Origin of the sequence: uncultured Odoribacter sp. (assembly GCF_937966165.1) — a bacterium.
In the GTDB taxonomy this organism is placed as follows: domain Bacteria; phylum Bacteroidota; class Bacteroidia; order Bacteroidales; family Marinifilaceae; genus Culturomica.
On record NZ_CALCLB010000028.1, the window covers coordinates 1 to 11,984 of the forward strand.

At 41.1% G+C, this 11,984-nt stretch carries 9 protein-coding genes and 1 riboswitch; of the genes, 8 read left to right on the forward strand and 1 reads right to left on the reverse strand.

What is annotated here, in order from left to right; all coding sequences use genetic code 11:
- From Q0465_RS11355 to Q0465_RS11390, 8 genes are all read left to right on the forward strand, one after another.
- On the forward strand, window positions 1-300 hold a 300-nt coding region (locus Q0465_RS11355; RefSeq protein ID WP_298616340.1), incomplete at its 5' end, for a DUF3108 domain-containing protein.
- Between the two features lie 37 nt (window positions 301-337).
- Window positions 338-1,348, forward strand: coding sequence for a DUF4837 family protein (locus tag Q0465_RS11360; RefSeq protein WP_298616342.1), 1,011 nt, complete (start codon window positions 338-340; stop codon window positions 1,346-1,348).
- Between the two features lie 44 nt (window positions 1,349-1,392).
- A complete protein-coding gene (locus Q0465_RS11365; protein WP_298616343.1) occupies window positions 1,393-2,595 on the forward strand; it encodes a DUF1343 domain-containing protein in 1,203 nt (400 codons plus the stop codon).
- 40 nt (window positions 2,596-2,635) lie between these two features.
- Window positions 2,636-5,746 carry an AsmA family protein gene (locus Q0465_RS11370; protein ID WP_298616345.1) on the forward strand — a complete coding sequence of 1,037 codons (3,111 nt, stop codon included), beginning with the start codon at window positions 2,636-2,638 and terminating at the stop codon, window positions 5,744-5,746.
- An 80-nt stretch (window positions 5,747-5,826) separates the two neighbouring features.
- Window positions 5,827-6,021: riboswitch (cobalamin riboswitch) on the forward strand.
- 217 nt (window positions 6,022-6,238) lie between these two features.
- Window positions 6,239-7,369: an ABC transporter substrate-binding protein gene (locus Q0465_RS11375; protein WP_298616347.1), complete on the forward strand. Its 1,131-nt coding sequence runs from the start codon at window positions 6,239-6,241 to the stop codon at window positions 7,367-7,369.
- 11 nt (window positions 7,370-7,380) lie between these two features.
- Window positions 7,381-8,412 (forward strand): iron ABC transporter permease, encoded by a 1,032-nt coding sequence (locus Q0465_RS11380; RefSeq protein ID WP_298616349.1) that lies wholly within the window; start codon window positions 7,381-7,383, stop codon window positions 8,410-8,412.
- Between the two features lie 21 nt (window positions 8,413-8,433).
- A complete protein-coding gene (locus Q0465_RS11385) occupies window positions 8,434-9,426 on the forward strand; it encodes an ABC transporter ATP-binding protein (protein ID WP_298616351.1) in 993 nt (330 codons plus the stop codon).
- 159 nt (window positions 9,427-9,585) lie between these two features.
- Entirely contained in the window at window positions 9,586-11,139 is a 1,554-nt protein-coding gene (locus Q0465_RS11390) for a sialidase family protein (RefSeq protein ID WP_298616354.1), read from the forward strand.
- A gap of 30 nt (window positions 11,140-11,169) precedes the next feature.
- On the opposite strand, the gene Q0465_RS11395 is transcribed toward Q0465_RS11390, so the two are convergent.
- Complete coding sequence (locus Q0465_RS11395; RefSeq protein WP_298616357.1) at window positions 11,170-11,511, reverse strand: PAS domain-containing protein; 342 nt, start codon at window positions 11,509-11,511, stop codon at window positions 11,170-11,172.
- Window positions 11,512-11,984 lie beyond the last annotated feature (473 nt).

Genomic DNA, 11,984 nt, shown 5'->3' on the forward strand with positions numbered 1-11,984 from the left:
GAGATTAATTTCGATACCTTAAAACCGAAAGAGCTTATACCTATACGGATCTTGATTGATAATAAAATTTATGATCTTTATATTCGTTACCTGGGTATAGATAAAGTAAGAGTCGGAGGAAAGAAGAGAGAATGTTATGTATTTTCGCCTCTTCTGGTAGAAGGAGATGTCTTTAAAGGAGGGGAGAATATGAAAATATGGGTAAGTAAGGATGAATATCGGATCCCTCTTATGGTAGAAGCCAAAATTTTGGTCGGCTCTGTCAAAGGCATTTTGGAACCTGCGGAGAGTAAATACTGAGTCTGTTTTAGAAAAATAACAAATAAAACTCAAATTTATGAAACCAACACCTTTATTGAAAATAACAATAGGAGTATTCCTGTTAGCGGCAGTAGTCGCCTGTAAGGAGAAGAGAAAGGCTTTGCCTGTTACTTCCGGTAGTTCAAATGAAGTCTTAATTGTAATGGATAAGGCTGAATGGCAGGGACCGCTCGGAGATACAGTTAAACAGTGGTTTACCCAGGAGCAGATAGGATTACCTCAGCCCGAACCGATGTTTGACATTATAAATCTTCCGTTGGCTTTTTTCGACAAAAATGTAAAAACGTACAGGAATGTGCTGGTCACCAAAATTTCTCCTGAAATTGATTCTGCGTCTATTCATTTTAAAGACAGCCCCTGGGCCCGTACTCAAAAATATTTTGAAATAGATGCTCCGGATAAAGCCGCTTTTTTAAAAGTGTTTGAGGCTAATAAACAGAAAATACTGGATGTTTTTCTGAAGGCGGAACAAGATCGTCTCATTACTAATTATAAAAAGAATCCGAATGCTGAAATTTACAGACTTTTCAGGGATAAATATCAGCTGAGTTGGAGTTTCCCTACCGGATATATCATTAATAAAGATACGGCTGATTTTGTATGGATATCCCGGGAAACCCGCGTAGACAGCCGGGGAATTATATTCTTTCAGAAAGAGTATAAGGATGCGGCCCAGTTTGACAAGCAGGCTATTGTCGATTCTGTAAATACAGAATTGAGAAAGTTTATTCCCGGACCTCTGCCCAAAACCTATATGGCTTTAGATACTGTTGCCCCGGTCGTGGCGAAAACTTATAAATACGAAGGGAAGCATTATGCTGTAATGATGAGAGGATTGTGGATGGTCGTTAACGATTTTATGGGAGGGCCGTTCGTACTGAATGTTGTATTGGATCAGGAAAATAACCGGATTCTGTATATGATGGGTTATATTTATGCTCCGGATGATAAGAAACGGAATATGCTCCGGCAGGTGGAAGCAATTTTATTTACGGCCGGATTGGATTATAAAGAAGGAAATAAATAGGAAGAGATTGCCGGAAACGCCTCTTTCCAATGATTTTTTGTTGTATGTATGTGAAATTTTTATGGGGGATATTCAGTCTGTTTTTGTTTCTGAAACAGACTGTTTCCGCTGAAACCGTTTGGCCTGGTATATGGTGTTATGAGACTTATCAGGCAGAACTAAGCGGAAAAAAGGTGGCTTTGGTCGCCAACCAGACTGCTGTCGTTTGTGGAATGGAATTGGCAGGAAAAGGGGCGGTTCGGGAGGATGGTTTACATACAGTTGATTTTTTGAGGCAGAAAGGGGTCGGATTAGTAAAAATATTTTGTCCGGAACATGGTTTTCGGGGTACTGCTGATGCGGGGGAAAGAATCGGAGATTATACAGATGAGCAAACCGGTTTACCTGTTATTTCTTTGTATGGCTCGAAAAAGAAACCGTCGGCTGCAGATTTAAAAGGAATCGATGTCGTCATTTTTGATATGCAGGATGTAGGGGTACGTTTTTATACTTATATTTCAACCCTGCATTATGTCATGGAAGCTTGTGCAGAAAACGGGCTTCCCCTTATTGTTATGGATCGGCCTAATCCCAATGCCTTTTATATAGATGGTCCGGTTTTGAAGCCGGAATATACTTCTTTTGTCGGCATGCACCCTGTTCCCGTAGTATACGGTATGACGATTGGAGAATATGCAAAGATGATCAATGGTGAACATTGGTTGAAGGGGGGAATTGAATGCGAACTGACCGTTGTTCCTTGCCGGAACTGGTCGAGGGATATGATAATAGAATTGCCCCGCAGACCTTCTCCGAATTTACCGGACCGGATTTCGGTGATGTTATATCCTTCTGTCTGTTTTTTTGAGGGGACAGTTGTGAACGAGGGCAGGGGAACCCTGATGCCTTTTCAGGTATTTGGACATCCGGATTTGGAAAATATGCCTTATACTTATATACCTGTTCGTATTGAAGGGATGAGCAAAAATCCAAAATGCCTGGGGAAGAAATGTTATGGAAAGGACTTGAGGAATCAATATGAAATTGTAAAAAAAGGAAAAAGGCTTCGTTTGGATTGGTTGTTGCAAGCTTATGAAAATTATAAAGGAAAAACTTCTTTTTTTATTCCTTTTTTTGATAAATTAGCAGGGACGTCTGATTTAAGGGAAGCGGTATTGGCAGGAAAAAAGGAGGATGAGATTCGGAAATCCTGGCAGACGGATTTGGAGCATTTCAAGAAAATCAGGCTTCGTTATTTGATCTATTGAGGATTAGAATGGAATGCAGGGAGTAAAAAATAATTGAGTCATGTCTGAAAAAGTAAAAAAAACAAGGGGGAAAAAAATCCTGAAATGGTTTTTTCTGACAGTAGTCGGAATGATCTTCCTGATAGGCATAGCAATAGGCATTATTCTTAATTTTGTGTTTACTCCTGCTAAAATAACTCCTTTAGTGGAAAAGACGGCAGCTCAATATTTGAAGGCTGATATACATATCGGGGAAATCGAATTGACTTTTTTTTCGACTTTCCCGGATCTGGGGTTAAAAATAACAGATGCCAGTATTGTTTCAAATGTTTTGCGCGATACTTCCCTGCAGGCAGCTCAAACGGATTCGTTAATGTACATAAAAGAATGTTTGGTTACAGTAAATCCGGTTGCTTACCTGAGAAAAAACGAAATTAAAGTAAAAGACTTTATTTTAGATGCTCCCCGTATTTATGCTTTTATAGATAAGAACGGGCAGGCCAATTGGAATATGACGGGGGAAGTTGCTGATTCTCTTGTAGCAGACAGTATTGTGCCGCAGGAAAAAGTAAGATCCGAAACATATCTGGATATAAAGAATGTGAAGATCCGGAATGGCTGGTTAGTGTTTGATGACCGGAATACACAGCTTTATTCCAGAGTAGAGGGATTGAATTTAGATGTGGACGGGGATTTTTTGGGTCGTACGGCTGAACTTCAATTGGATTTATCTGCTCAGAATCTGCTTTTATGGCAGGAAGGGAAATTGTTGGTCCGGCGGCTGGCACTTGGAGTGGAAACGCGTATGAATGTGAACCGGGATTCCCTTTTGTATACCTTGGAAAAAGCCGTATTTACAGTAAACGGGATAAAGTTTGGTGCGGGCGGGCGTTTACAGGCTGATACTGTGAACCGGACAGTTCTGGTAGATATAAAATATGGAATTCATATCCCTTCTTTGAAAACATTACTGGATTTGGTGCCCGCTGATGTTTTGGACAAAGATAAAAAGGTAGATGTAAGGGGGGATGTACTTTGTACCGGAACTTTAACCGGTTTGTACGGAAAGAAAAATATTCCGTTATTTACCTCCGAATTTAAAATTAAGGACGGTTACATTGCCTACGAAGGAATGCCTTCGCAAATCGAGCAGTTAGACATGGATTTTTTTGCTCAAATTGATTTACAAAAAGAACAACCTTCTTACATTCAGCTGGATCATTTTTGTATGAAAGGCGGAAAAACAGATATCGATGTAGTCGGGAGAGCTGAGAATATTTTGGAAGATCCTGTGATTCGGGCAAAATTGGATGCTGATATTGATTTTGACGATTTGACCCGAATATTTCCATTAACGGATGGAGTTAACTGTGAAGGAAAAATAGCCGCTTCCCTGAAGACAAATGTGTTGCTTTCAGATGTTATGGCTGCTAACTACGGACGTTTAAAAGTGGGGGGCTGGTGTAAAATGCAGGATGTTGCCGTTTTTATTCCTAAAGACAGTATCGTGATGAATGTAAAATCGGCAGGAATCGGTTTCGCTACCAATCGGAAAAATGAAAAGGTTCTGCAGGGAGTCGATTTCCTGAATGGTATTGTAGGATATTCCGGTCTGGACATTCATGTGAAAAATAAAGTAAGGCTATTGATGGATACGACTTACCTGACGTTAAAGACGACTCCCCTAAAGGACACCCTGGCTATTGCAACTGTAAATTCCGGTTTACACATTGGCCGGACTCTTTTTATCGTTCGGGATACCCTGTTATTGGGGGTAAAACAAATGGAAGCCAAGGCAAAATTGATGCCGAGTAAGCGTAATAAAGATATTCCGCGGATTGAGGCGCAGTTCCAATTTGACAGTTTGCGGTTAAGGGCACTCAATAACCGGTTGAATATTGCCAGAGGGGATTTGCAATTGTCGGCTACGAGGAGCCGTCGCAATGAACGGATATGGTTTCCTTCCGGATATATAGATTTTGAGGGACTGCGGGCTTATACTCCTTATTTCCCCTTGCGTATCCGTATGCCGGGAACACGTGTTCATTTCGACCGGCAACAGATTTTTCTGGATTCTGCTGTTATGCGTATAGGAAGATCGGATGTACGGTTGACAGGAAGTCTCTCTAATTTGACCCGGGCTTTTTTCAAAAAAGAGGATCTCAAGGCAGAACTTACAGTTCAGTCGAAAATGATTAATTGCAATCAGATTATGCGGGCTTTGGATATGGGAACTGTGTATATGAATAAAGTACAAACAGGGTATAAAGAAGCGATCTCTACGGAGGAGGACGATATGGATAATCTGGCCGTAGCCAGTGATTCTATCGGATATGAAGGGAATAGTGCTGTATTTGTCGTTCCGCCTGGTATTGATTTTACTTTTAAAACGGATATTGATAAAATGATATTCGGTAATCTTTTGATGGATAGCATACACGGGGAAATGGTCATGAAGAATCAATGCATAGAAGTTTCAGATCTGGAATTGCGTTCTTCTGCCGCCAATATGGATGCGACTTTAATTTATAAAGCTACGGACACTTTACGGGCATATACAGGCTTTGCCTTGAAAATGCACGATATCCGGATTGACAGTCTGGTCCGCGTGATTCCGGCTCTGGATACGCTTTTCCCCATGTTGAAATCTTTTGAAGGAGTGGTCGATTTTCATATCTCGGCAGAGAGTTGGTTGGATTCGGCTTTTATGATTGATTTGCCTACGCTTCGGGCAGCAGCTTATTTGGACGGGCATGATCTGGTATTAATGGATGGAGAAACTTTCGCTGAAATTTCTAAAATGTTGATGTTTAAAAATAAAAAACGGAATATGATTGATTCTATTTCTGTTGATTTCCTGATAAAAGACGGGGTAATTGAAATATTTCCTTTCTTACTGGAAATGGATCGTTATAAGGTCGCTGTGGGGGGAGAGCATAATATCGATATGACCTTTAAATATCACGTCTCTCTGTTAAAATCTCCAATACCTTTCCGGGCTGGAGTCGATATTTCCGGTTCCTTGGAAAAGATAAGGTTCCGGATTACCAAGGCAAAATATAAGAATCTATTTATTCCTTCGCGAAGGGCTAAAGTAGATAGTGCTCAGCTTAATCTCCGGCAGCGTATCCGCACCCTGCTGAGAGAAGGAGGAAATAATGAATTGAATTAAATGAGGGGGTGTTATAAATCCGTTTTTACGTTTAAAACGAATTGTGCCTGGACGAATAGACTTGTTTTTCCAAAAAATAACATACCTTTGCCTTGTTTTGTTCCGGACCGTCATTCGGCGTAAAGGATTAAAATGGGAATCAGGTGGAAATCCTGAACAGTCCCGCTGCTGTGATCCCAGATTACTTCAAGCATTACTTTAGCCACTGTCTTTTCGGATGGGAAGGCGCTTGAATCGGGAAAGTCAGAAGACCTGCAAAACAAAACTTTTTCAATAGCTTTCGAGGATATAGCTGTAGAAAACATCAGGTGGGGGAATTTCACCCCTACATCATGGATTTTACTGGTTTGAAAGCCGCTGAAGCAGGACAAACGGTTGATTGATTTTACGATTACCGGACGGATGGTTTTACAGGGTAATACGGAGAGGGTTCCGTTTTAAGAGTATGGGGATTTGGGATTGTTCATTATTTATATAAAATAGTTTTTTATAATGCAGAATTGTGTCTGTTTAGTTGTCGTATTTGTTGTATTACTGGCGTCTTGCCGGCAGAAAGATAAACCGGCGCCGGATAAAAGCGCTGAAGCGCAGCCGTATCAAGTGTATTATGCTACTGGCTATACCGTAAACCGTACTTCAGCATATACGGAGGTGGGGATCCGGGATCCTTGGGATACAACCCGGTATTTACAGAGATATGTGCTTGTCGGTAAAGATAAAAGTTTGCCGGTACACTTACCCGAAGGGATACTCATACGGACCCCTTTACAACGGGTAGTTGTTGCGACCTCTGTACATTGCGGAGTTTTGCAGCTATTAGGTGTCAGCGATAAATTGGTCGGAGTGTGTGAGTCCCGTTATATTGATTTGGATTTTGTAAAACAAGGATTGGCAAACGGTAAAATTACCGATATAGGGGAAGCTGCTGCTCCGGACGTAGAACGGCTGATGGAATTGGATCCGGACGCGATGATTACGTCCCCATTAAGTAATGCACCTTACGGACGGGTGGAAAAGACGGGTATACCTCAGATAAAATGTGTGGATTACATGGAACCTACCCCTTTAGGAAGAGCGGAATGGATTCGTTTCCAGGCTTTGTTTTTTGGTAAGGAAGAGTGGGCAGATTCTCTTTTCTGGCAGACTGTAAAAGCTTATGAGAAAATTAAGGCTCTGACTCAAAATATAAAAAGACGTCCGTCTGTTGTTACCGAAAAGAAATACGGAGGGGTATGGTATTTGCCCGGAGGCAAAAGCTATATGGCTCATTTTCTCGAAGATGCCGGAGCCACGGTGGGTACAGAAGGAGAACAACAAAGCGGGAGTATCGGATTACCTTTTGAAACTGTTTTTGAAAAATATGGCGATGCAGATTTTTGGTTGATTAAATACAATCGTCCTCAGGATATGAATTATGAAGATTTGAAAAGAGAATATGCTCCTTATTCCAAATTCGGGGCCTATAAAAATCATCGTATTTTTACCTGTAATACAGCTATGGTTCCGTACTACGAAGAAATGCCGGTACATCCGGATTATTTATTGAAAGATCTGGTAGCCATTTTTCACCCGGATATATTGCCCGGACATCAGTTGAGATATTATAAGCCTATGGAAAAGTAAAGGGTCGGAGAATGGTAAAGTATCGGGTAATCTGGTTTCCTCTATTATTGATAGTCGTGTTGTTCATGGCCTGTCTTTTTATAGGCTCTGTGAATATTCCTTTTCGTGCAGTCGTTCGTATTCTGGCAGGTGAAGAGGCCGAAAAAACCTCCTGGGCTTTTATTGTATTGCAGACCCGTTTGCCTCAGGCGGTGACTGCCTTGTTTGCTGGAGCCGCTTTAGCCGTATCGGGTTTATTGTTGCAGACCCTTTTTGCAAACCCTCTGGCAGGCCCGTCTATTTTGGGAATAGATTCCGGTGCCAGTTTAGGGGTGGCTTTAGTGATGTTATTATTCGGAGGAACTGTCGGAAGTTTTTCTGACGGCCTTTCTTTCTCAGGATATATTGCTGTTATTCTGGCTGCTTTTGCAGGCGCTACAGCTGTTTTGGGACTAATTATATTTTTTTCCACTTTGATCCGGAGTAATGTGATGTTACTCATTATTGGAATTATGATTGGTTATATTACTTCTTCGTTGATTTCTTTGCTGAACTTTTTTTCTACGGCAGAAGGTGTTTTTTCTTACACAATGTGGGGAATGGGAGATTTTTCCGGCCTTTCCGTTTCTCAATTACCGGTTTTCTGTCTATTGTTGTCCGGAGGACTTTTAGTGGCTGTATTATTGATAAAACCTTTAAATGCACTTCTGTTGGGAGAACGTTATGCTGAAAACCTGGGAGTAAATATAAAAAGAGTGCGGATTTTGTTGTTGGTGAGCACTGGGTTGTTGACGGCTGTAACGACAGCTTTTTGCGGTCCGATTGCATTTATTGGTTTGGCAGTTCCTCATATTGCCCGCCTTGTACTGCGGTCTTCCAATCACAAATACTTATTGCCGCTGACTTTATTGTGGGGAGCAGGAATTGCTCTTTTGTGTAATTTGATTAGTGTGCTACCGGGAGCGGCAGGAGTTCTCCCTCTCAATGCAATCACGCCTGTGTTAGGGGCACCGGTTATTATTTATGTAGTTGTTAACCAAAAGAAAATACAGTATTTTAATTGAATTCTATAAGTATTCGTGTACATGAGGAGTGATATTGTCATACAGGCTCAGGAATTGACGATTGGTTACCGGCAGGGAAGAAAGGTGAAAAAAGTCCATGAAGGGCTTTCTTTTACACTCCGTCAAGGGGAATTAACTTGTTTGTTAGGGCCCAATGGGGCCGGTAAATCTACCCTGCTACGTACATTGGGGGGTACACAGTCTCCTATTGCAGGTGATATATTATTGGAAGAGCGCTCTTTAACGGCTTATACTGAAAAAGAAATTTCCCGGAAAATCGGACTGGTATTAACTGACCGAACCATGACAGGAGGATTGACTGTGTTTGATTTAGTGTCTTTGGGAAGGCATCCGCATACCGGTTTTTTCGGACGTTTACAGAAAAAAGATAAGGATATTATATGTCAGGCTATGGAAGCTGTGGGGATTGCTGCTAAAGCTGAAAGTTATGTTGCAGAGCTTTCCGACGGGGAACGGCAAAAGGTTATGATTGCAAAAGCATTGGCGCAGGAATGCCCTTTCCTGCTGTTGGATGAACCGACAGCATTTTTGGATGTGGTGAGCCGGATTGAAATTATGGATTTATTACACGATTTAGCTGTAAAAAAAGGAAAAACCGTACTTCTGTCTACACATGATTTGGAACAGGCTTTATTGTTAGGGGACCGGCTTTGGTTGTTAGCCCGGGAGAAGGGATTCGTATGCGGAACTCCTGAGGATTTGATTTTTTCGGGAGCCATCAATCGCTTCTTTGCCCGTAATGAAATTGTATTTGACCGGGGAAAAGGAAATTTTCGTCCGCAAATGCAGAAGGAAAAGGAAATTACGGTAAAAGCAAAAGGTGAACTGCTTTTCTGGACATTAAACGCTTTGGCTAGAAATGGTTTTCAGATAGAAGAAAATGCCGGCTTGATTCTTGAAGTACTCTCTCCTTATGATTTCCGTTTAAAAGAAAAAAATAATAGTATAAATGTTTTTACATCCTTTGAAAATTTAATTGCTTATTTGAAATAGTACAGATTCTCTTGTACAGTCAATTTAAGTAGATTTTTTCAATAAGAGTAAATAGTGAGGTGTAAAAGCGAATATCTTCCCGTTTTTTAATTCTAATTTTTAACAAATCGTTATATTTGGACTCTTCTTTGTGTATAATGCGCTTAAAAAATTTTTTATATGAAAAATTTAATTTTTTTACTTCTGTTAATTCTATTGGGAAGTTGTGGAGGTCCGGAGGTATTTGTTCCTGTAGAGGTTTCAAAAACGGTGGCTCCCGTATTTATCGGTAAAACGGAAAATCCGTTGCTTCATATAGAGGTGTATAATCGTACGGAAAGGGAAATAGAGTTGGACAAGTTTGTTTTGTCGGGAGAAGGGACGAGTAATCCGGAAGCAGTTGAAAAAGTAAATATTTTTTTTACCGGTCTGTCTGAAAAGTTCAGTCCCTCTGTGTTGTTTGGTCGTACACAATACCGTATTTCCGGTCTTGAATTTGAAGGGCGGCAAGTACTCCGGCCGGGGAAAAATCATTTCTGGGTGTCCGTACAATTATCGGATCAGGCAAAACTGACGGACAAAATAAATATACAGTGTACCGAAGTTTTAATGGCGGGAGCTCAGGCAAAAATAAATATTTCTTCTCCTTTGTTTCCTTCGGCTGTGGGGTATGCCGTTCGTAAAAGGGGAGACGACGGTGTACATACTTACCGTATTCCGGGACTTGTATGTACTCCTAAAGGGACGTTGATAGCTGTTTATGATATGCGCCATAATAATTCTCTGGATTTGCAAGAAGACATTGATGTCGGCATCAGCCGTAGTTTAGATGGGGGACAAACCTGGCTTCCCATGCAAAAGGCATTGGACATGGGGCAGTGGGGAAACAAATCCGGGCGGGAAAATGGAGTGGGTGACCCGGCTATATTGGTGGACCCTCAGACGGGACGTATATGGATTGCAGCTTTATGGTTGCACGGGAATCCCGGAAAAAGGGCTTGGTGGGCTTCACAACCCGGTATGAGTCCGGAGAAAACCGGTCAATTGGTAATGACCTATAGTGATGACGAAGGGGAAACTTGGGCAGAACCGGTGAATATTACTTCTCAGGTAAAAAAAACGGAATGGTATTTGTGTTTTAACGGACCAGGTATGGGAATTACAACTAAGGAAGGGGTATTGGTTTTTGCAGCCCAGTTTAAGGATAAAGATCAGATTCCGCATTCTACGATTCTTTACAGCAAGGATAAAGGGAAGAGTTGGCATCTGGGGACAGGGGCCCGCAGTAAAACGACGGAAGCCCAGGTTGTGGAATTAAATGACGGAAGTCTGATGCTGAATATGCGGGATGACCGCGGGGGCTCCCGGGCTGTTGCGGTCACAAAAGATTGGGGAAAGACCTGGGAAGAGCATAGTTCTTCCCGTTCTGCTTTGCCGGAACCTGTTTGCCAGGCCAGTTTAATTCGGATTCAATTACAGGACGGACGGCAGGGACTGGCCTTTTTTAATCCTGCGGATACCCTTAATCGCATACATTCAACGTTAAAACTGAGTTTTGACGAAGGGCGAACCTGGCCTAAGAAATACCAGAAACTTATTTATGAACCAGGGAGTTTTGGTTATTCCTGTCTGACACAAATTTCTTCCGGCCGGTTGGGGGTTCTTTATGAAGGGGCAGGAGATCTGTATTTTCAACAATTGGATTTGGAAGAAATCTTGTCTGGGAAACACTGATTTTGAAGGGATCAGAAAATTTATTCCTCATCAGGGATTCGGTTTTCTGATCTTATGCGGCATTTCCATCGGAATCTCCATCGATAATTCCATAAATCCTTGATATTCTCCCTCTTGATACCAAGGTGTCTGGTAAATCAGTTTTTTTATCCCGTTTTTTTCAATGGTATAAACATTTGTACGGGGATTTACAAGCATGTCAGCTAATAATGAATGGGCAGGTTCGGGATGACAATCCAGTACATTTTTGCCTATTATTTCTTCTTGTCCCGGTTTCATAAATGTTTTCCGGGATTTATCATTCATATCGATAATTTTTCCTTCTTTATCGCATACGGTAACGGCTACATTAATCTCCTTGAAATAGTTCATATTTTTTAAAATTTGTAAAATCACCTATTCGTTAAATACAGATGCATCCGGCGTTTTATTTCCTAGGACATACAAACTTAAAATATTTCGTCCGCTTCGCCAAAAAAACAGTCGGTTTAATACCTTTGAATCTTCAATCGTTCGGATGTTTAAGTACTTTCTCCTGGAAAAAAAGTATGCGCCGGAAACGAATCAACTAAACGGATATTCCGCATGTATCTTTTTTATCTGCGGGACAGTCAGACGGGCATTCTTCAGACAGTCCTTGATCATTTGAATCTTTTGTACAATTCTACATTTTTACGTTTATCCATTGACATCTTTTTGAAGTATAAATTTTCTTTTTCTTTTTATATTTTTGTAATGAAATTTTGCAGCTTTCAAAAAAAGGCCTATCTTTGCAACGCTTTTTGAGAAAAATTCCTCAGTAGCTCAGTTGGTTAGAGCGGCGGACTGTTAATCCGTAGGTCGTA